This window comes from Pseudomonas sp. CCC3.1 (genome assembly GCF_034347405.1).
Lineage (GTDB): Bacteria > Pseudomonadota > Gammaproteobacteria > Pseudomonadales > Pseudomonadaceae > Aquipseudomonas.
Genome location: NZ_CP133778.1, coordinates 711,094 through 732,119 on the forward strand (window position 1 = coordinate 711,094; position 21,026 = coordinate 732,119).

Annotated in this window: 21 protein-coding genes; 11 read left to right on the forward strand and 10 right to left on the reverse strand. The window is 58.1% G+C overall.

Translation table 11 applies throughout. The features are described from left to right. Positions 1 to 142 precede the first annotated feature (142 nt). The 4 genes from RHM56_RS03220 to RHM56_RS03235 are packed head-to-tail and all read right to left on the reverse strand — an operon-like array spanning position 143 to position 1,841. The gene (locus RHM56_RS03220; protein ID WP_322238478.1) at positions 143 to 349 is read right to left on the reverse strand and encodes an SEC-C metal-binding domain-containing protein; all 207 of its coding nucleotides are present in this window, start codon (positions 347 to 349) and stop codon (positions 143 to 145) included. Between the two features lie 7 nt (positions 350 to 356). After that, positions 357 to 842 (reverse strand): LEA type 2 family protein, encoded by a 486-nt coding sequence (locus RHM56_RS03225; RefSeq protein ID WP_322238480.1) that lies wholly within the window; start codon positions 840 to 842, stop codon positions 357 to 359. 20 nt (positions 843 to 862) lie between these two features. Next, positions 863 to 1,339, reverse strand: a complete 477-nt coding sequence (locus RHM56_RS03230; protein WP_322238482.1) for a YchJ family protein — start codon at positions 1,337 to 1,339, stop codon at positions 863 to 865. Positions 1,340 to 1,343: 4 nt separating this feature from the next. Continuing rightward, a complete protein-coding gene (locus RHM56_RS03235; protein WP_322238484.1) occupies positions 1,344 to 1,841 on the reverse strand; it encodes a DUF6231 family protein in 498 nt (165 codons plus the stop codon). Between the two features lie 144 nt (positions 1,842 to 1,985). Here RHM56_RS03235 and RHM56_RS03240 point away from each other — a divergent pair, with 144 nt between their 5' ends. The 3 genes from RHM56_RS03240 (at position 1,986) to RHM56_RS03250 (ending at position 3,912) form a co-directional block, all read left to right on the forward strand. Then, complete coding sequence (locus RHM56_RS03240; RefSeq protein ID WP_322238486.1) at positions 1,986 to 2,678, forward strand: OmpA family protein; 693 nt, start codon at positions 1,986 to 1,988, stop codon at positions 2,676 to 2,678. Between the two features lie 204 nt (positions 2,679 to 2,882). After that, on the forward strand, positions 2,883 to 3,161 hold the full coding sequence (locus tag RHM56_RS03245) for a DUF1145 domain-containing protein (protein ID WP_322238488.1): 279 nt from the start codon (positions 2,883 to 2,885) through the stop codon (positions 3,159 to 3,161). Next, the gene (locus RHM56_RS03250; RefSeq protein ID WP_322238490.1) at positions 3,154 to 3,912 is read left to right on the forward strand and encodes a collagen-like protein; all 759 of its coding nucleotides are present in this window, start codon (positions 3,154 to 3,156) and stop codon (positions 3,910 to 3,912) included. Before RHM56_RS03245 ends, RHM56_RS03250 begins: the two co-directional genes overlap by 8 nt. 141 nt (positions 3,913 to 4,053) lie before the next feature. On the opposite strand, the gene RHM56_RS03255 is transcribed toward RHM56_RS03250, so the two are convergent. Next, positions 4,054 to 4,518, reverse strand: coding sequence for a CopD family protein (locus tag RHM56_RS03255; protein ID WP_322238492.1), 465 nt, complete (start codon positions 4,516 to 4,518; stop codon positions 4,054 to 4,056). 98 nt (positions 4,519 to 4,616) lie between these two features. Between RHM56_RS03255 and dinG the strand changes: the two genes are divergently transcribed. The 7 genes from dinG to RHM56_RS03290 all read left to right on the forward strand — a co-directional run bounded on the left by dinG (position 4,617) and on the right by RHM56_RS03290 (position 14,495). Beyond that, positions 4,617 to 6,761: an ATP-dependent DNA helicase DinG gene (gene dinG / locus RHM56_RS03260; protein ID WP_322238494.1), complete on the forward strand. Its 2,145-nt coding sequence runs from the start codon at positions 4,617 to 4,619 to the stop codon at positions 6,759 to 6,761. A 96-nt stretch (positions 6,762 to 6,857) separates the two neighbouring features. Then, complete coding sequence (locus RHM56_RS03265; protein ID WP_322238496.1) at positions 6,858 to 9,209, forward strand: beta-galactosidase; 2,352 nt, start codon at positions 6,858 to 6,860, stop codon at positions 9,207 to 9,209. A gap of 113 nt (positions 9,210 to 9,322) precedes the next feature. Further along, positions 9,323 to 10,468, forward strand: coding sequence for a serine hydrolase domain-containing protein (locus RHM56_RS03270; protein WP_322238498.1), 1,146 nt, complete (start codon positions 9,323 to 9,325; stop codon positions 10,466 to 10,468). 286 nt (positions 10,469 to 10,754) lie between these two features. Continuing rightward, complete coding sequence (locus RHM56_RS03275; RefSeq protein ID WP_322238500.1) at positions 10,755 to 11,900, forward strand: serine hydrolase domain-containing protein; 1,146 nt, start codon at positions 10,755 to 10,757, stop codon at positions 11,898 to 11,900. 109 nt (positions 11,901 to 12,009) lie between these two features. Further along, positions 12,010 to 13,164 carry an OmpA family protein gene (locus RHM56_RS03280; RefSeq protein WP_322238502.1) on the forward strand — a complete coding sequence of 385 codons (1,155 nt, stop codon included), beginning with the start codon at positions 12,010 to 12,012 and terminating at the stop codon, positions 13,162 to 13,164. A gap of 23 nt (positions 13,165 to 13,187) precedes the next feature. Continuing rightward, positions 13,188 to 13,835 (forward strand): pyridoxamine 5'-phosphate oxidase, encoded by a 648-nt coding sequence (gene pdxH / locus RHM56_RS03285; protein WP_322238505.1) that lies wholly within the window; start codon positions 13,188 to 13,190, stop codon positions 13,833 to 13,835. A gap of 195 nt (positions 13,836 to 14,030) precedes the next feature. Continuing rightward, positions 14,031 to 14,495: a glycine zipper 2TM domain-containing protein gene (locus RHM56_RS03290; RefSeq protein WP_322238507.1), complete on the forward strand. Its 465-nt coding sequence runs from the start codon at positions 14,031 to 14,033 to the stop codon at positions 14,493 to 14,495. 99 nt (positions 14,496 to 14,594) lie between these two features. Here the strand turns inward: RHM56_RS03290 and RHM56_RS03295 are convergent, their stop codons facing one another. From RHM56_RS03295 to RHM56_RS03315, 5 genes are all read right to left on the reverse strand, one after another. Next, on the reverse strand, positions 14,595 to 15,194 hold the full coding sequence (locus tag RHM56_RS03295) for a phosphatase PAP2 family protein (protein ID WP_322238509.1): 600 nt from the start codon (positions 15,192 to 15,194) through the stop codon (positions 14,595 to 14,597). A gap of 48 nt (positions 15,195 to 15,242) precedes the next feature. Further along, positions 15,243 to 16,424, reverse strand: a complete 1,182-nt coding sequence (nhaA, locus tag RHM56_RS03300; protein WP_322238511.1) for a Na+/H+ antiporter NhaA — start codon at positions 16,422 to 16,424, stop codon at positions 15,243 to 15,245. 277 nt (positions 16,425 to 16,701) lie between these two features. Beyond that, entirely contained in the window at positions 16,702 to 18,312 is a 1,611-nt protein-coding gene (locus RHM56_RS03305; RefSeq protein WP_322238513.1) for an NAD(P)/FAD-dependent oxidoreductase, read from the reverse strand. A gap of 118 nt (positions 18,313 to 18,430) precedes the next feature. Next, positions 18,431 to 19,102, reverse strand: a complete 672-nt coding sequence (locus tag RHM56_RS03310; protein WP_322241689.1) for a hypothetical protein — start codon at positions 19,100 to 19,102, stop codon at positions 18,431 to 18,433. Positions 19,103 to 19,373: 271 nt separating this feature from the next. After that, positions 19,374 to 19,973 carry a short chain dehydrogenase gene (locus RHM56_RS03315; protein ID WP_322238515.1) on the reverse strand — a complete coding sequence of 200 codons (600 nt, stop codon included), beginning with the start codon at positions 19,971 to 19,973 and terminating at the stop codon, positions 19,374 to 19,376. A gap of 104 nt (positions 19,974 to 20,077) precedes the next feature. Here RHM56_RS03315 and RHM56_RS03320 point away from each other — a divergent pair, with 104 nt between their 5' ends. Then, a complete protein-coding gene (locus tag RHM56_RS03320; RefSeq protein ID WP_322238517.1) occupies positions 20,078 to 20,974 on the forward strand; it encodes a LysR family transcriptional regulator in 897 nt (298 codons plus the stop codon). Positions 20,975 to 21,026: the final 52 nt, after the last annotated feature.

Here is a 21,026-nt window from a genome sequence, read left to right on the forward strand (position 1 = left end):
ACGCAGTCATCGCGCTAACCACGGGCTGCCAGTTTTACTCCCAATGCCTCCACCGTTGAAAGGGCTTGCTCAGCCAGACGCCAAAAATAAAAACGCCGCACGTGCTGAGGCAGGTGCGGCGTGTGCAGGGCTGTCTGAAGAATCAGGCGCCGTGGCACTTCTTGAATTTTTTGCTGCTGCCGCACGGGCAAGGGTCGTTGCGGCCAATGTCTTTCAGTTCATTGCGCACCGGCTCTTGAGGGGCGTGGCCGCAGTTTGGGCCGTGCACGTGGCCGTGATCGTGGTCATGCGCGTGATGGTCATGATCGTGGTTACAGTCAGGGCCATGAACGTGGGGTTGCTGGGTCATTACTTAATCACTCTGGAATAAAATCGCCGGGCAGTATCTCGCCTTTACGCACGACGTGCACGTCGGAACCGAAGAACAGGCCTGTATCGAGCGTGCCATCCAGCAGATAAGGGACAGGCTGGTCAGGGGACTCCAGCAATTTGATCAACGGGCGTACCTGCGGCCACAAGTTGGTGCGCACGGGCACAACGAACACCTTAAAGCTGTTTGGCCCTACGCTGAACCACTGGTCGTACTCACCTTCAGTCAGTTTTAACGTGCCCAGGTAAAGCGAGTAACTGAGGCCGCGCACTGTGAGGGTCGAGTCATTCGGGTTATCCACCCGAAAGCGCAGCTTGAAGTGTTGCTCCAGGAGTTTGGCCTTGACCAGTTCGACCTTGATCAGATGCAGGTCCGGGTTTTTCTCTGCGGATTCAAACCATGACGTGCATCCGGACAACGCCAGAATCATCACAAGGGCGATTGTTTTTGTTATTCGAGCCCGAGAATTCATTGCTTGCCCCTTTTTCCGTTCTAACTGCCCAGATAGCTCGCACAGCATTTCTTGAACTTCAGCCCACTGTTACAGGGGCAGGCATCGTTGCGCCCGACCTTGAGCGGCACTGTGGGATCAATGAAGTACCAACGCCCTGCGCTTTGCACAAAGGAGGAGCGCTCGCGGTGGCTGTGTTCACCTTCTGTGTCATGCCAACGTGCAGTAAAGGTCACAAAAGCATGTTCTGGTTGGCCGCCGAACACTTCGCTGCTTTCTACTGCCAGCCCCAACCAGGTGCTTTGTGCGCTCCAGTGGGCAATGGACTGGCGGTCGAGTCCGGCCTGTTGCACAGGCAGTGTGGTATCGACCAGATAGTCAATCAGGCCCAGCACGTAGGCGCTGTAGCGCGAGCGCATCAATGTTTCGGCGCTCGGTGCCGGGTGCCCAGCGTGATAATGCCCGCAGCAGGCGTCCAGTAAATTACCGCTGCCACAGGGGCAAATGGATGTACTCATCGGCTTACCACCAATACTTGCCAAAGTTTTCCGGGTTTGCCCAAAACCTGGCATTCAGCCAGTCAGGCACTTGTTTGTATTCGCGCACGTCATACGTGAACAGGGTCAGTACCTGCTCATCGCGCTGAAAGCGTTCATTACTTTGTAGCGCAAGTGCGAAGAAGTCGGTGTCTTTCCAGTCGCAGGCAGCCAGATCGGCCAACACCGCCATGCGGCTGGCGTTCAGGTTGCGAATCCCGCCGAGCAGTTGCTGGCCCATGCGCTTGGGTAAATGCTCCAGACAATCGACCACCAGCGCGAGGTCGAAACGCTGTGCGGCCAACTCTGGCGGCAACGCGCCTGGCGCTGCGTGATCCACAATCACCTGCGGATGAGCGCTTTGAAACGCACCCAATGCGGGGAACTGGCTGGCGCCGACCACCAGCAAACGCTGTGGTTTGTGAAGATCAAGCAGCGCCGCCAGGGCTTGCTGAGGTGTGCGTGTTGAAATGCCAGACGTCATTGTTAGTCCTCAATCAGAGCGTCCAAGACTAGCCTGAAACGGGAACAGACCCTAGAGGGGATGTGCATGCTGGCTAATAGCTAAACAGCAGTCTTTACTTTCATCGCATCGGCCCATTGCCGACCCCCTCAGGAGAAACCCTTTATGAGCATCATCAGGACAGCTGTACCTTTGATTGTTCTAACCAGCGTGTTAACAGGCTGCGCCGGGTTACAAAAAACCGATTGGCCCACGTGTGCGGCGGTGGGTGGTGTAGGAGGGGCTGCATTGGGCGCGATCAACAGCTCTGCCTGGGCAGGTGGCGGCGCGCTCTTCGGCGCGGGTATGGCCGCTGCGTACTGCTGGGTTCATGGCGATGGCGATGCAGACGGCGATGGCGTGCCTGACAGTCGCGACAAGTGCCCAGACACCCCCAAAGGCGTGAAAGTTGACGCGGTAGGCTGCCCTATCGTGGCAGTGGTCGTGGTGGAACAGGTGGTCGTGGTCAAAGAAGAAACCATTGTGGTGCGTGATGTGCACTTTGAATTCAACTCGGCAAAACTGACCGCCGCTGACAAAGACAAGCTCAACGTGATTGCCGCACGTCTGAAAAAAGACGCAGCCAATGCTCAACTTAAAGTCACCGGTTACACCGACAGCGTGGGTAAAGACGCCTATAACCTCAAACTGTCGAAAGAACGGGCGCAATCGGTGGTCGATTACTTGGTCGACAGCGGAGTGCCGCGCAATCAGTTTGTCTCCGTTGCAGGTGCGGGTGAGTCGAATCCGGTTGCCACCAACCAAACACCTGAGGGGCGTGCGCTAAACCGCCGGACAGAGATACACATCATTCGTTAAGTCAGGTGCACTGCGTGGCTCGCTCTACCTGTTGCGGATTGGCGAAAGACCCACGTTAGAGCGGTGCCATGGGTACCACGGTTCGCTGTCGGGCTGGTCAAAGGGACCCGGCTCGCGGCGAATCTTTTTTTAAGCGGCCACTGGCGTGGTGCTCCTGCTAGCCGTTAATGTGCGCTCAAAGAAAAACATAGAAAGGGCGGTTGTATGAAGGTGCTTTGGGGGCTGGGGAAAGTTCTGACGTTGTCGTTTTGGGTTGTTGTTGTGATCAATGTAGTTAAGCCGATGAGCAACCCATTCGATTTACTGATTAATCTGGCAGGGAGTCTGTTGTTTTTGACCCATTTGCTTGAGCTGTTGTTGTTCAACAGCAGCCTGAAAGGGCGCCCCCATCCTTGGCGCGACCGCCTGTACATCCTTTTAATTGGAATTCTGCACGTACAAACCTTCCCTAAGTCTCCCGGACAAGGCAACAGCCATGCGTAAGTTATGTTTACTGGCTGCCTTATGCAGCCCATTCGCACATGCCGAGGTGGTGCAGGTCGAAGCCAACTCGATGATTCGCCTGCCCGCTAATGTGGCTGTATTGACGCTGGAAAAGCTCGACGTAGCAGACAACGGCACGCTGTTGATTCCGGCGGGTGTCACCCAGATCAACATAGACCAGCTGCATTTGGGGAGTGATTCGCGCATCGTTCTGGTGCCCGCCGAGCGCGGGATCGAATTGCACGTGGCACATGCCGAACTCAGTGACGGTAGCCAGATCAGCGCACGCGGCGCACCGGGGACGTTCGAGAAACCGGCCCGGCCAGCGCGTGACCTGAACCTCAGGATCGAATCATTGAACGCACGGCAGCTCTATATCGATGCCCGTGGTGGCACCGGTGCGCCGGGTTTTGCCGGACTGGATGGCGGTAACGGTGATGAACCGGGTTGCACCTGGGGTTCAGCGGGTTCGGGAGCCAATGGTGATGACGGCGGCAATGGTCATCAGGGCGCAGCGGGTGCTCGGGTGCGTGTCGAATTGCCTCGTGATTTCCCGGACGAGCAGATCAAGGTGCTGGTTGACGGCGGCCCCGGCGGTAAGCCTGGCCAGGCTGGACGCCCGGGTGCCGGGGGCAAATCCAAAGGCTGTATTGTTTATCGCACAGACGCTGGCAAGTCGGGCCGTCCAGGTCAAACCGGGCAACCGGGCGAAGCAGGCAGCACAGGTGCAGTGACCATTCAGCGTTTGTAACCTGGTACCTAATCCATCGAAGCGTGGGAGCTGGCTTGCCAGCGATGCAGACCAAGCGGTTTTACTGTCAGACCGTGCAGATGCAATCGCTGGCAAGCCAGGCTCCCACAGTTTTCAGGTGTTTATTAAATTGGCGATTGCTTAAAACATCGGCCGCGCGCCAGCAATCGCCACGACCACCAGACCTATCACCAGATTGCACCCGACCAGGCGTCGAATCCGCCCCATCACCACAGCACCGGCGGCCCATTCCTGCGCCTCAACGGCCTTGCGCAACTCAGGCAGTTGCAGCGACTGAATCCGGATGAACAGCGCCACCATCACGATGTACAGCCCCATCATGATCTGCACATAGCGCGGGGCCGTTTCGAAGCCGCTAAAACGCATTTGCAGCAGGCCTACGCCGCTTATCGGCAAAATCACCACGGCCACCCACACCCAGACAAAAAAACGTTGAAACACTTCGACCCACAACGTTAACCGCGCAGGGCCTTCAAGGGCCTTCATTGCTGCGGGGCGCAGGATCATCCAGGCGAAAAACATCCCGCCCACCCAGATCAGGGCGGCCAGTAAATGCAGGCTGTAAGCAACGGCAAAGGCGGTCATCGAGGTACTCCGTTCGGCGCAGAATCAATTAGCGGGGTATGATAGCGGCCATTCGAACCACTGAAAATTTATCCAGCGTTTCTTGCGCCCGAAGAACCATGATTAGTACCGAACTCAAATCCCAGATCCAGGGCGCATATTCGCGTTTTCTCGAAGCCAAGAGCCTCAAGCCGCGCTATGGCCAGCGTTTGATGATCGCTGAAGTGGCCAAAGTGCTGGGCGATATCGACACCGACGAAGAAAACCACCGCAGTGGCGACCCGGCGGTGGTTGCCGTTGAGGCGGGCACCGGCACCGGTAAAACCGTGGCCTACAGCCTGGCGGCCATTCCGACTGCCAAGGCCGCTGGCAAGCGTCTGGTTATCGCCACGGCGACTGTCGCGCTGCAAGAGCAAATTGTCTACAAAGACCTCCCGGACTTGATGCGCAACAGCGGGCTGAACTTCAGCTTTGCATTGGCCAAGGGCCGTGGGCGTTACATGTGCCTCTCCAAACTCGACATGCTGCTGCAAGAGGGCCATGCGCAAACCGCGACGGCGCAGCTGTTTGAAGAGGAAGGCTTCAAGATTGAAGTCGATGAAGCCAGCCAAAAGCTGTTCACCAGCATGATCGAAAAACTGGCGGGCAATAAGTGGGACGGTGACCGCGACAGCTGGCCCCAGGCCCTGGAAGACCAGGACTGGGCGCGCCTGACCACCGACCACAGCCAGTGCACCAGCCGCCATTGCCCCAATTTCGGGCAATGCGCCTTTTACAAGGCCCGTGAAGGGATGGGCAAGGTCGACGTCATCGTCACCAACCACGACATGGTATTGGCCGACCTGGCACTTGGTGGCGGCGCCGTCCTGCCGGACCCGCGTGACACCTTGTACGTGTTCGACGAAGGCCACCACCTGCCCGACAAGGCCATCGGCCACTTTGCCCATTACACACGGTTGCGTTCGACCGCTGACTGGCTGGAGCAAACGGGCAAGAACCTCACCAAATTGCTCGCTCAGCACCCGCTGCCGGGCGATTTGGGGCGCTTGCTGGAGCAAGTGCCTGAACTGACAAAAGAGATCAAGGCTCAGCAACAGTTCATGTTCAGTGCCTGCGAGCAAATTGCTGATTTCAAAGTCGGTGAAGAACCGGAAGGGCGTGAGCGTCCGCGGCATCGCTTTGTCGGCGGCCTGATTCCTGATCACCTGCGTGAAATGGGCATCGAGTTGAAGAAAGGCTTTTCGCGCCTGACTGACGTGTTCACCCGCTTGACCGAGCTGCTCAAGGACGGCATGGAGGGTGAGGTCAACATCGGCATTACCAGCCAGCAGGCCGAAGAGTGGTACCCGCTGTTCGGCAGCTTGCTGTCCCGCGCCCAAGGCAACTGGGAGCTGTGGACGGCATTCACCACCGAAGACCCGGAAGACAACCCGCCCATGGCGCGCTGGCTGACCTTGGCTGAAAGTGGCTCGCTGTTTGATATCGAAGTGAACGCCAGCCCGATTCTGGCGGCTGAAATGCTCCGCCGTAACCTGTGGAACGTGGCGTATGGCGCGCTGGTGACATCGGCCACGCTGACGGCATTGGGCACCTTTGACCGTTTTCGCATGCGGGCCGGTTTACCCAAAACCGCTGTCACAGCTGTCGTGCCGAGCCCGTTTCACCACGCCGACGCGGGTGTGCTGCGGGTTCCAGACCTCAAGGCTGACCCGCGTGATGCAACGGCACACACGGCCGCGATCATTCGTGAGCTGCCGGGGCTGGTCGAAGGCTCGCGGGGCACGCTGGTGCTGTTTTCATCGCGCAAACAAATGCAAGACGTGTTCGACGGCCTGGAGCGTGACTGGCGCAAGCAAGTGTTTATCCAGGGCAACCTGTCCAAGCAGGAAACCCTCAACAAGCACAAGGCGCGGGTCGATGGGGGGGATTCGAGCGTGCTGTTTGGTCTGGCCAGTTTTGCCGAAGGCGTGGACTTGCCCGGCGCTTACTGCGAACACGTGGTGATTGCCAAAATCCCGTTTTCGGTGCCCGATGATCCGGTTGAAGCCGCGTTGGCCGAATGGATCGAAGCCCGTGGCGGCAATCCCTTTATGGAAATCTCGGTGCCTGACGCTTCGCTCAAGCTGGTGCAGGCTTGCGGGCGCTTGCTGCGCACTGAACAAGACCGCGGCACCATCACCTTGCTCGATCGCAGGCTGGTCACGCAGCGCTATGGCAAAGCTATCTTGAATGCCTTGCCGCCGTTCCGTCGCGAAATTTCTTAAGCGCAAGTCGGCGTTATCGCCGACCTTGCTGTCCTTGTTGAGACATTCATCACCTCACAGGCCCGTTTTCTGGCCGTCAGGGAGCGTTATATCCATATGATTCGCCGTTCGTTGTCTGCCGTTTTTGCGTTGCTGGTCACGACCCCGTTGCTGGCGGCACCTGCCGGCCAGCAAACCCTGTTCAACTTCGTTCGCCCGGCCGATGTGGTGCGCGTGGCGACCGTCGATGCGAGCTTGCCGCAATACAATGCGGAGCAGACGGCGCAGGGAGAGGTTTTGCGCCGCGTGACCTTCAACCCGGCAACGGCGCCAAGCTTGCGTTTAACGCCGCAAACCGGGGTGTGGGACTGGTCGCAGTCCGGGATGATGACCCTGCGTATTCAAAACGCGATGAACTGGGCGCTCACCCTCGACGTGACGGTTGAAAGCAGCAACGGCAATACCCTCACCAGTCGTATCGACCTGCCTGCAGGGCCCGCGCAAACCTTGTTGTTGCCACTGCAAGCCAATTCGCCGCGCAGCCAGGGCATGCGTGCGGGCCCGCCGATGCCCATGATGGTCGACGGGCAGCGCATTTTACTGGCCAGCAGCGAGGGGCAGATTGATCGCAGTCAAGTGGTGTCGGTGACCTTGTCCATCCCGCAGCCCAAAGCCGCGCAAAGCATTCTGCTGGAGCGTTTTGGGGTGCAGGACGGTGACGGCGTGATCACGACCGTCTACAGCTCGATTGTTGACGGCTTCGGCCAGTCGACCCGGGCTAAATGGCCTGAACGGGTTGCCAATGACGAACAGCTCAAAGCGGCTGCGGCCAAAGAACAGCAGCAACTCAAGGCCTGGCTGGCCGCGCGCACAGGGCTTGACCCCTACGGAGGTCTGCTCAAGGGACCGGCCTTTGAGGCCACAGGTTTTTTTCGCACCGAAAAACGCAATGGTCGCTGGAACCTGGTGACCCCCGAAGGGCATCCGTTTTATTCGCTGGGCCTGAACGCCGTGACGGCCAACGACAGCCAGACCTACGTGGCCGGGCGTGAGTGGATGTTTGCTGATCTGCCTAAAGACGGCACGCCTTTGGCCGCTTTTTATGGTGCATCGAACCATCGCAACAACAATGGCTCATCGCAGGGACGGGCCTTTAACGGCGGGCGCTGGTACAACTTTTATACGGCCAACGTGCAGCGGATAAACGCAGAACCGTGCGTCGCCGAAAAGGTCGAGCCCGTAGCTGACCCGGTCACGCCGTGTGGTCCACAGACATTTGATGCCAAACGCTGGCAGACCCATGCCCTGGATCGCTTGCAAGCCTGGGGTTTCAATACCGTTGGCAACTGGAGCGACCCGCAGCTGGGCCTCAATGATCGCGTGCCTTACACCTTGCCGCTGTCGATCGTGGGGGACTACAACAGCATAAGCACGGGCTCCGACTGGTGGGGCGGCATGCCTGACCCGTTTGACCCACGCTTTGCCATGGCCGCCGAGCGCGCGGTGGCGATTGCAGCTCGCGACCATCGAGATGACCCATGGTTGATCGGTTATTTCGCCGATAACGAACTGGCGTGGGCAGGCGCGGGAGATGATCCCAAGGCGCGTTATGCGCTGGCTTTAGGCACGTTGCGCATGACCACGGATGCACCGGCCAAACGGGCGTTTCTCAAACTGCTGCGCGACAAGTACCGCAACCAGCAAGGCTTGTCCAAAGCGTGGGGCGTCGATATTCCGGCATGGGAATTAATGGAAGATCCAGGTTTCGAGGGGCCGTTGCCTAACGCGGAGCACCCGGAAATCGAAGCGGACTACAGATATTTCCAAAAAGTCTTTGCGGACACCTACTTCAAAACCCTGTCCGATTCGCTGAAATGGCATGCGCCGAACCACTTGCTGTTGGGCGGGCGCTTTGCTGTCAGCACCCCGGAAGCCGTGGCCGCTTGCGCGCAGTACTGCGACGTGTTGAGTTTTAACTTCTACACCCTGCAACCCCAAGACGGCTATGACTTCGCCAAGCTGCGCGAGCTGGATAAGCCGGTGATGATCACCGAATTCAACTTTGGCTCCCGCGATCGAGGCCCGTTCTGGGGCGGCGTGACCGAAGTGGTCAACGAAGACGCGCGCGGCCCGGCCTATGCCACGTTTGTTAAACAGGCCGTGGCCGAGCCGTCGATTGTCGGGGTTCATTGGTTCCAGTATCTGGACCAACCCGTGACCGGTCGTTTGCTCGACGGTGAAAACGGCCACTTCGGCATGATCGGCATCACCGACCTGCCGTTTACCGGCTTTGTCGACAGCGTGCGCAAAACCAATCTGCAGGCGCTTGAGCAGCTCAGCCAAGCGGCGTCCAAAGCCCAAGTTGAGGCCGACCAAGCGCTGAAAGCACCTCGGCATACGCCGCAAGATGGCGGCGATGGGGGCTCTGGCTCGGGGCATGCAGGCGGACATTCTGGTAAAGGTCACTGATTTCGTGCCACCTGATCAGCGGCAATACATTTCGTCGCTCTGAGTGTTTATCGGGCTTTCATTTATCCCTGTTGAAACTAAGGTCTTCATTCCGACTGAATGGAGCCTTCGACATGGAAGCGAATGGGAAGTGTGCAAGTGGGTTCGAAGCCGTTCAACACGCGTTTGAGGCGATCTTTGATGATCCGCAAGAACGTGGAGCCGGATTGTGCGTGCAAGTCGACGGCGAAACCGTGGTCGACCTTTGGGCGGGCGTGGCTGATTTAGAAGGGCAAAAGCCCTGGAATCGAGACACGCTGGTCAATACGTACTGCGCGATAAAACCGTTTACCGCCGTGGCCGCCCTGATGCTGGTGGAAGAGGGCAAGCTGGAGCTGGATGTGCCAATTGCCCGGTATTGGCCCGAGTTTGAACAGGGTGGCAAAGGCCAGGTGACCTTGCGCCAAGTGATGTCCCACACCTCGGGGATTCCGGCGCTGCGCCTGCCCAGCCGCACCCCCAGCATGTACAACTGGGATGAAATGGTTGAAATCATGGCGGCCGAACCGTTGTGGTGGCAGCCAGGGACCGATCTGGGATACGGCGCTACCACCTATGGCTGGATTATTGGCGAGCTGATTCGTCGAACGGATGGCCGCGACCCACGCACCTTTATCCGAGAGCGAGTCACGCAGCCCAATGGGTTGGAGGTGTACTTGGGGGTGGACGAGCAGGACTTCCACCGGATTGCGCATTTCGATCGGGCCGAGGGGCGAGAGGGCGACGCTTTTGCCGTCGGTTTGCGGCATGTGATCGTCAACAAGCCCGAGCACGTAGCAACGCTGGCGTTTACCAACCCGTCCGTTGGCCCCAGGCAAACGGCAGATCCGCGCTGGTGGGCCTACCAGCAGCCGGGAGTCAACGGCCATGGCACGGCCCATGGCCTGGCGGGTTTCTACAGCGCGCTGCTGGGCGGACGATTGATCGGGCCTGAACTGGTGAGCGAATTCACGCGAGAGCACAGCAACAGCATGGACCGCACGTTGTTGCGCCCGATGCGCTACGGACTGGGCTGCATGATGGAGCAATCGGCCGATCAGGCCGCCTCCAACTGTATGGGGCCTAATACCTTTGGGCACGTCGGGCTGGGCGGTCCGGTCAGTTTCGCGGACCCCGAGCGGAATGTGAGCTTTGGTTTTGTGACTACCACAATGGGCAGCCACGTGTTGATGGACCCGCGGGCGCGAAAACTCGCGACATTGACCTACGCGGCACTTTAATCATCGCTGTGGGTGCAGGCTGCGATCTTTTAGTCCTTAAAAGATCGCAGCCTGTGCCGTGTGTTAAGCACCGGGTTTTGATTTAAAGCGCCCCTTGAACCCTGCTGGCCTATGCCCCTTCTAAAAGACTTTTTCACAAAAAAATCATCTCGACGCTGATACCTTCCTCCGCGGCTCGTAAATGCACAAAAATTGTGCGTTTTGAACGCGTTGGTCTGTTTCAAAAAATTGCCGGGACTGGAACAATGCACGCCTTGTAAAGCCATGCTTGATCCAGGAGGTAGGGGTGCAGATTCAGGGTTTTCATGACCTTAGGTTCGAAGCCGTACGTGAAGCGTTCGCTGATCTATTCAATGATCCGCAAGAACGCGGTGCGGCACTGTGCATCCAGATAGGTGGCGAAACGGTGATCGACGTGTGGGCCGGTACGGCTGACAAAGACGGCGAGCAAGTTTGGGGCACGGACACGATTGTCAACCTGTTTTCCTGCACCAAGACCTTTACGGCGGTGACGGCGTTGCAGTTGGTGGAAGAGGGCAAACTTGCGCTGGATGTGCCTGTCGCGCGCTATTGGCCCGAGTTCGCCGCCGCTGGAAAAGAAGCCATCACCCTGCGCCAGTTGTTGAGTCATCGGGCAGGTTTGCCGGCATTGCGTGAATTGATGCCGCCTACCGCTCTCTATGAATGGCAAACCATGGTCGATGCGCTGGCTGCAGAAGCACCGTGGTGGACCCCAGGTGAAGGTCATGGATATGCCGCGATTACCTATGGCTGGCTGGTGGGTGAGTTGATTCGTCGCGCCGATGGGCGCAGTCCGGGTCAATCCATCATGGCGCGCACGGCCAAGCCGCTGGGGTTGGACTTTCATGTTGGGTTGGCAGATGAAGAGTTTTATCGAGTGGCGCATGTCGCCCGCAGCAAGGGCAATTCGGGTGATGCAGCAGCTCAACGGCTCTTGAAAGCGCTGATGAGTGAACCTACGTCTATGAGCACGCGGGCATTTACCAATCCTCCGTCTATTATGACCAGCACCAATAAGCCGGAGTGGCGCCGAATGGAGCAGCCGGCGGCCAATGGTCATGGTAATGCCCGCAGCCTTGCCGGTTTCTATAGCGGTTTGCTGGATGGCCGTTTGCTGGAGGCCGAGATGCTGGAGCAACTGACCCGAGAACATAGTGTGGGCGAGGATAAAACCTTGCGCACGCAGACCCGTCTGGGTCTGGGCTGCATGCTGGATCAGCCGGATGTCCCGAATGCTACCTTTGGCCTCGGGGCAAAGGCTTTTGGCCATCCCGGGGCAGGGGGTTCAATTGGTTTTGCCGACCCGGAGCGAGAGGTGGCGTTCGGATTTGTGACCAATACACTGGGGCCTTATGTATTGATGGACCCGCGTGCGCAAAAGTTGGTGAAAGTATTGGCGCAGTGTTTATAACGGGCAATGGCAGGCCGTAGGTCGGAACACTCTGGCTTTTATGTGTTCAATACGTTTTTTTATATGGGCTTAGTGCCTCTTTATTCTTAATTCATTGTGTGGATATTCAATGTCATCTAATAAGACCCTCGCTCTGGCTCTTTGCCTGGCTATTACCGGTTGCGCACAAACTCCACAGAATGACGCCGACAGTGGCCACAAATGGTGGCAGTTTGGGTCGTCTGATGCAGCGCCGACGTCGGCAGACAAGAACGCCAGTGCTTCGGCCAAGCCAACGGACACTAAAGTAACCCCTCCTGTCGCCAAAGCTGCCCCGACTCCGACGCCTGCTGCTCCAGTTGCTGCTGCCGCTGCCCAAACCAAAGACAGTGGTTCGAGCTGGTGGCCTTTTGGTTCTGACTCATCCAAGAAGGACGCTCCGGCTGAAAAACAACCGGTTGTTGCCAAGGTAGCTACTGCACCTGCACCTGCTGCTGGTGCGAGCACTTCAAAAAACTGGTGGTGGCCATTTGGCGCTGATGACAAAGACAGCAAGGCGGCCCCTGTTGGCGTGATCCCGATGCCGGATCCGAAAATCACTCAGGCTTGGCTGGACGAATACGAGCCGCGTCTGCGCGTTGCGATCAAAGACAGTAACTTGCAACTGGAACGCCGTGAGAATTTGCTGGTGATCGTGGCCCTGGCTGATAGCTCATTCAAATCCACCCGCCCGGATTTGTTGATGCCTTCCATGCTTGGCCCGTTCTCTCGCGTTGCTAAAGTGGTCGAAGGTGACCCTAAAACAGCCGTGCTGGTACTGGGTCATGCTGACTCCTCTGGTGCCATGGCGACCAACACGCGCTTGAGCCTGGACCGCGCCAAGTCGGTTGCTGCGATCTTCCGCATGAGCGGTTTGCAAGGTAACCGTCTGACACTTCGCGGTATGGGTTCGGTGATGCCGCGTGCGGCTAACGACAGTAACGAAGGCCGTGCATTGAACCGCCGCGTGGAAATCATGATGACCCCGCAAGCGACCATGCTGGCGCTGGTCAGCAAGTACAGCCAGCCGGTGCTGACGCCAGAAGAACTGGTCGCGGTACAACCGGCTGTGGCGCCATCGGCTATTGCCAAGAAGAACGCTGCGCCAGTGACCAAAAAGGCTGCAGTTGCCAAAAAAGCCGCACCGGCTAAAAAGGCCGTGAAGCCTGCTCCAGCCAAAAAGTCGGCAGTGGCTAAAGCCGCTACTGACAAAAAGGTTGCTGCCAACGATCAAACCAAGAACTGATGGGTTCCGGGAAGGACTGCCCCATGACTCAAGCGCTGGCTAACATGCGCCGCGATTACACCCGTGACGGGTTGGCCGAGGCTCAAGCCCCGGCCGAGCCTTTCGCGCTGTTTCATCAGTGGTTCAATGACGCGGTCAAGACCGAACAGCCCCCGGTTGAGGCCAATGCCATGACCTTGGCCACGGTGGATGCCGAAGGGCGCCCGCATTGCCGGGTGCTCTTGCTCAAAGGGCTGGATGAACAGGGTTTTACCTTCTTTACCAATTACACCAGCGCTAAAGGCCAGCAGTTGGCAGCGCGTCCCTTTGCCGCCATGACTTTCTTCTGGCCAACCCTGGAGCGTCAGGTGCGCATTGAAGGTGAGGTGGTCAAGGTGACGGCGCAAGAGTCCGACGCCTACTATCAGGTTCGCCCGTTGGGCAGCCGGATCGGGGCCTGGGCTTCACCGCAAAGCCAGGTGATTGCCGATCGCGAACAGCTGGCAGCGTTGCTTGCGGCCACTGAAGCGCGTTTCAGTGACAGCCAGCCACATTGCCCTGAGCACTGGGGGGGTTATCGGTTGTTGCCGCAACGCATCGAGTTTTGGCAGGGGCGCCCAAGCCGCTTGCATGACCGCCTCAACTATCGACGTGAAGGCGCTGACTGGATCCGTGAGCGACTGGCACCATAAAGTTGCAATAAACAACGGTAGCGGGTGAGGCAAAACGGCTTTTCACGCGCTACCCTTGTGCACAGTTCTCAAGCGCCTGTCGGGCACACCGTGTCTGTACCCGCGCTGAATAAAGGCTACTTTTATCTGCGCTGTGCGGTGACAGGCACTCGGTTGCAGAGTTTAATGAATCCCTGATCTTTTGGAGTTGATCCTATGCGTAAGACCGTACTGTTAGTTGCAGCTTTTTCCACCATGACAGTTTTGCTGGGCGGCTGCGCTTCGAACTTGAGCGGCGACACCTACTCGCGTGATGAAGCTCGACGCGTACAAACTGTTCGCATGGGCACCATCGAAGCCTTGCGTCCGGTGCAAATTGAAGGCACCAAGACCCCAATCGGCGCCGCAGCAGGCGCTGTGGTTGGTGGCGTGGGTGGCAGCGCCATCGGTGGCGGCCGTGGCAGCATCGTGACCGCTGTGATCGGCGCCGTAGCGGGTGGCCTGCTGGGTTCGGCCGCTGAGTCGGGCTTGACCAAGACCCAAGGCGTAGAAATCACTGTGCGTGAAGATGACGGCAGCACGCGTGCCTATGTGCAGCAGGTTCAAGAGAACGAAATCTTCCGCGTTGGCCAGCGTGTACGCATCATGACCGTTGATGGCACCAGCCGCGTCAGTGGCTGATTCAACGCTTGTGCGTTAAAACAAAACCCCGATCAGTGTGAGCTGGTCGGGGTTTTTTTATGCACTCAGACAGGCGCGGTAGCGATGGGTTGAACAGCCTTACGACGACCGCTTGAAGGCTTGTTCAGCTCCCGAGAGCGTTGTCGCGATCTGATCCAGCAGTCTTTCTGCGGTGAGTTTGGGAACGTAACTGCTCACCAAAACCACCACTAACCCCATCGCCAGTATCGGGCGGGGGATTTTGCCGATGTCGTCCTTCTTCAGCGTCAGCAGGAACACGCACGCGGCACCCGTGCCTATCAGTGCGCCCGCGATGGCTTCAGGCAGTGGATGGATGGTGTTCGCGACATACGCGATGCTGAACCACCAGGTGGCCAGCAGTCCGAGGCCGAATACTGGCCAGCGCAAGCGGGTGTCCAGCTGTTGGCACAGCAGGCTTAGCATGACGGTGAACACCAGGCAGGAATTCATCGCATGGCCGCTGAACACATCGATACCCAGGTGATCGAGGCCAATCCCCCAGCCCTTGAACAGCACTTTGCTCGCGGCCACGATGAAATAGGCAGAGAACAGCACGCCGAGCCATAACAGAGCGATCTTTTTCGAAGCGCCAGCCCACAACCAGACGGCAACAACCAATGCCGCCGGGAACATGACGGATATGCTCGCGTATTGCACGATTTGATACTTGGCGTCCACGTTTCACTCTTTTAGCGGCTACATCGTAATAGGGAGTTAAAGCGCAGGTTAGGCTACAGCCTGTTTGCGGCTGAAGAAGGCGGTGACGGTATAGCCAATAAAAGCAGCCAGAATTGAGCCCGTCAGAATCCCCATACGATCCATGCCCACGTAGTCGCTGCTGCCCGGCACAAAGGCCAGCGAGCCCACGAACAGGCTCATGGTGAAACCGATTCCGCACAGAATCGCCACGCCAAACAACTGGCCCCAGTTTGCGCCGGTCGGTAATGCCGCGAGACCGGTTTTGATGGCGAACCAGGTCAGACCAAACACACCCACGGTTTTACCGATCAGCAAGCCTGCGGCAATCCCCAGCGGCACGTGGTGCACGAAGCTGTGTAAATTGACGCCCGTGAGCGATACGCCCGCATTGGCAAAGGCAAACAGCGGCAGAATGGCGTAAGCCACCCACGGGTGCAGAGCGTGCTCAATGGTCAGCAACGGCGAAGGCTCGGAGTTTTTGGTCCGCAGGGGGATGCAGAACGCCAGCGTCACACCCGCCAGTGTGGCGTGGACACCGCTTTTGAGCACGCAGACCCAGAGAATCAGGCCGATGATCATATAAGGCGCGACCTTGATCACGCCCATGCGGTTCATCAGGATGAGTGCGACCACACATGCCGCTGCCAGCAGCAAGGACACCCCGGACAATTCGCTGGAGTAGAACAGCGCAATCACAATGATGGCGCCCAGGTCGTCGATGATTGCCAGTGTCATCAGAAACAGTTTGAGCGAGACCGGAACCCGCTTGCCAAGCAAAGCCAATACGCCGAGGGCGAAAGCGATGTCGGTGGCCATGGGGATCGCCCAGCCGTCGAGTGCGTCCGGGAAGTCCTTGTTGATAAACCAGTAGATAAGTGCCGGAACCACCATCCCGCCAACCGCTGCCGCGCCTGGCAGTACAACCTGCGAGGGCTTGGACAAGTGGCCTTCGAGCACTTCGCGTTTGACCTCAAGGCCAATCAGTAGAAAGAACAAGGCCATCAGGCCATCGTTGATCCACAGGAGCGAAGGTTTGGCAATTTGAAGGGCGCCAATCTGCACGGCCACAGGCACATCCAGAAAGGCTGTGTAGTAGTGCGAAAGCGGTGAGTTGTTGATGATCAACGCCAGAGCCGCCGCTGCAATCAGCAGCAGACCGCTGGCAGCTTCCATCTGAAAAAAACGAGTGAAAGTGCTACGCAGAGGCAAGGTGGCTCTCCATCGAATCGTTGAAAGGTGCAACACCCTAACCTGTGCGGATAGTTGTTAAAACAAAAACTCTATTCTTTCTCGTTATAAGCAATGGTTTGATTCCACGCCGCTCAAGAGACTAGCAGCTGTTCATCACATTAAGCAGTAAATGGTGAGTAAGTGTGGGAGCGGGCTTGCTCGCGATGGTCTTCAGAGCACCGCATTGACTCAGTCAATACGCTTCATCGTTAATGACCATCGCGAGCAAGCCCGCTCCTATAAAGACGCTCGTGTGTTACGCCTCGATACCGAGAATGTCGCGCGCCACGGCTTCAGCGATGCGGATGCCGTCTACACCGGCCGACATGATGCCACCGGCATAACCTGCGCCTTCACCCGCCGGGAACAAGCCTTTGACGTTAAGGCTCTGCATGGACGCATCACGGGTCATGCGCAATGGCGACGAAGTGCGGGTTTCGATGCCGGTCAGTACGGCGTCGTGCATCGAGAAACCGCGAATCTGCTTCTCGAACGCAGGCAATGCTTCGCGGATGGCTTCAATGGCGTAGGCCGGCAAGGCCAGTGCCAAATCACCCAGGGAAACCCCCGGCTTATAGGACGGCTCAACGCTGCCCAGTTCTGTCGACGGTTTGCCAGCGATAAAGTCGCCCACCAACTGCGCAGGCGCTTCGTAGTTGCTGCCACCCAGCATGTACGCGTGGGCTTCCAGGCGCTCTTGCAACTCGATGCCCGCCAGCGGACCGCCCGGATAGTCCTCTGGTGTGATGCCGACCACGATGCCGGAGTTGGCATTGCGTTCGTTACGCGAGTATTGGCTCATGCCGTTGGTGACCACGCGGCCCGGCTCGCTGGTAGCGGCCACGACGGTGCCGCCTGGGCACATGCAGAAGCTGTACACCGAACGACCGTTTTTGGCGTGGTGCACGAGTTTGTAATCGGCAGCGCCCAGTTTAGGGTGGCCGGCGTATTTGCCCAGGCGCGCGCTGTCGATCAGCGATTGTGGGTGTTCAATCCGGAAGCCGACCGAGAACGGCTTGGCTTCCATGTACACGCCACGGCTGTGGAGCATGCGGAACGTGTCGCGGGCACTGTGGCCCAGCGCCAGGATCACGTGGCGCGAGTTCAGTTGTTCGCCGTCGGCCAGCACCACGCCTGTCAGTTGCCCGTCTTCAATCAGCACATCAGTCACGCGCTGTTGAAAACGCACTTCGCCGCCCAGTGCGATGATCTGCTGGCGCATGTTTTCGACCACGCCGGTCAGGCGGAACGTACCGATGTGCGGTTTGCTGACGTAGAGGATTTCTTCGGGGGCGCCCGCTTTGACAAACTCGTGCAGCACTTTACGGCCATGGTGTTTCGGGTCTTTGATCTGGCTGTAGAGCTTGCCGTCAGAGAATGTGCCCGCGCCGCCTTCACCAAACTGCACGTTGGATTCAGGGTTCAGCACGTTTTTACGCCACAGACCCCACGTGTCTTTGGTGCGCTGGCGCACTTCGGTGCCGCGCTCAAGGATGATCGGCTTGAAGCCCATTTGCGCCAGCAGCAGCCCGGCGAAAATCCCGCAAGGTCCAAAGCCCACCACAATCGGGCGTTGGTTCAAATCTTGTGGGGCCTGGCCGACGACTTTGTAGCTGACGTCCGGTGCCGGATTGACGTTACGGTCATCGGCGAATCTGTTCAGCAGCGCGGCTTCATCGCGTACCGCCAGGTCGATGGTGTAGATGAAGCACAATTCGGAGGATTTTTTACGCGCATCGTAGCTGCGCTTGAACAAGGTGAAATCGAGCAGGTCATCGCTGGCGATGCCCAGGCGCTGCACGATGGCAGGGCGCAGGTCTTCTTCGGGATGGTCGATTGGCAACTTGAGTTCGGTGATTCGTAACATGACTGAGTCCAGTATCGGGGCCAGGTAAACCCCGGCAGCCTTATGCGAACCGGGGATTATAAGCAGCTTCGACCCCGAGGGTCAGGCTAAAACGGCAATCTGTGGTTACAGCCGTCGCTTAGTCGTTACGTGCGCCGCCGAAATAGCCGCAACCGCGCTGAACCTGACCATTGACTCGCAGTTCGGCAGCCAGGTGCTGCACGCTGCCATTAACGCTGTCGGTGCAGCGCTGCGGGGCGACCCACAACTCAATCCGCTGATCGTTGGCTTCGGTAGACAGCGAGAAGCGGCCATCACCGACTTGCTCTTCTACATAAGGCAGTGCCAGGTCTGGCTGGCCTTCACGTTTGAGCACCATGCCTTTGCCGCCCGCTTGAACTTCCCACGCAGGCCCGTTGCCGCTGGCGTTTACGGTCTGTTGTTTGAAGTTGGGGTCTTGGCAGGCAGAACTGCTGCGCTCCAGGCGGTACAGCTGTTGCACTTGAACTTCGCCGTTAGCGCCGGAGGCTTTGGCGGAGACAAAACGGCCACGAATATCGGCGAACAGCTTACCTGGCTTGTCAGGCATATCTGTTGCGTCTTGTACGAGCGTGGTAGTGGCGCTGTCACGCACCTCATAGCGCTGTTGTCCGACGCACGGTTGGAAAATCAGTTGGCCATTGGTTGAAACCAGCTCGCCTTGCAAGCGGGTCAGACCGGCGTTGGTGTCAGCGGGTTGGCTGTTGAACATTTGGCAGCCCGCGAATACGGGCAATAGAGCGACTAGAACTAAGGAACGGGCAGCGCGCATCATTGGAACTCCTGACGAATCCCGCCACGTTACTTAGGCTTGCCATGCATCACAAGAGTGTGTAGCAAACCTATTTCGTAGCAGTTGCCGAGCTTGCGAGGCTACGTCCGATTGCGAAGCGATCGTAAACCCTAAATGCAGGGTTTAACTGACACACCGCAGTGCTTGATTTTACGACTGCTGCGCAGCCGGACGCAGCCTCGCAGGCTCGGCAGCTGCTACGAGTTCATGCGCTATTGATCTGTGGGAGTACCTACAGAACGATATGGGTTTATCCCACCTGATACGTTTGCCCAGTGTGCAGGCCTTCTACGCTTTTGGCGTAGGCCAACGCCACATCGGCACCCGAGACGGGTTTGAAACCTCGGAAATACGGCGCGTACTTATCCATGGCTTCTTCCAGTACGGTAGGGCTGACCGAGTTCACCCGCAGGCCGCGTGGCAACTCGATGGCCGCCGCGCGGACAAAGCCGTCGAGCGCGGCATTGACCAGTGCTGCCGAGCTGCCGGTACGAATCGGCTCGCGGTTGATCACACCGCTGGTGAAGGTGAACGATGCATTGTCGTTGGCGTATTCGCGCCCGATCAGCAGTAAGTTGACCTGGCCCATCAGTTTGTCCTGCAAGCCCAAGGCAAAATCGCTTTCGCTCATCTCGGCCAGTGGCACGAAGTTGACGTTGCCAGCGGCGCAGACCAGTGCGTCAAAGCGCCCGGTCTGTTCGAACAACGAGCGAATCGAAGCGCTGTCGCTGATATCAACCTGGAAATCGCCGCTTTTGCGGCCAATACGCACGATCTCATGGCGCGTCGACAGCTCGCGATCAATGGCTGAACCGATAGTGCCGTTAGCGCCGATCAACAGGATTTTCATGGGGTATTCCTTGAGTGAGGAGGTGTGGGCTCAGTCTAGTGTTGGTTTTTGGAGGCGATAAGCGCACTAATAGGCAACCTTTGGTTTTCATATGGAAACAATCCATGAGCGAGATGGATGACCTGGCGGCGTTTGCGGTGTTGATCGATGCGGGAAGCTTTACCTTGGCAGCCCAGCAGTTGGGGTGCAGCAAAGGGCAATTGTCCAAGCGCATCAGCCAGTTAGAGGTGCAGTTTTCAGTGGTGTTGCTGCATCGCACGACCAGGCGCCTGAGTCTGACGGCTGCGGGCGCTGCGTTACTGCCGCAAGCGCAGGCGCTGGTCGTGCAAGTGGAGAGGGCGCGGCAAGCATTGGCCCGTCTCAAGGACGACGTGGCGGGACCGGTGCGGCTGACCGTGCCTGTGTCGCTGGGAGAAACTTTTTTTGACGCATTACTGCTGGAGTTCTCGCGCGACTATCCGTTGGTACAGATTGAGCTGGAGCTGAACAACAGTTACCGAGACTTGTCGCGTGAGGGTTTTGACCTGGCGATTCGATCACAGGTCGGCAGCAATGAGCGGTTGGTGGCGAAGTCAGTGCTCAACTGGCATGAAGTCACCTGCGCCAGCCCTGCTTACCTTGAGCAACACGGCGAGCCGACAGCACCTGCGCAACTGGTCGAGCACAGCTGCCTGCTAAACAGTCACTACAGCGGTCGCGAAGAATGGCAATACCACCAGCAGCATGAACTGTACCGGGTGCGGGTGTCGGGACCGTTTGCCAGCAATCACTACAGCCTGCTGAAAAAAGCTGCGTTGATTGGCGCGGGTATCGCGCGCTTGCCGTCCTACATGCTCCGGGCTGAATTGGCGGACGGGCGTTTACGCGGATTGCTCCTCAACTACCAGACGCGCAGCAACCCGATGTACCTGGTGCACCCCTACCAAGGCGGATTGCCCAAGCGCACACAAATACTCGCGGATTATCTGGTGCAGTGGTTTCAGCGCGATGGATCGGCTTGATAGCAATCCAGTAACAAAAACGGCCCCGAAGGGCCGTTCTGTAGAGCTTGGC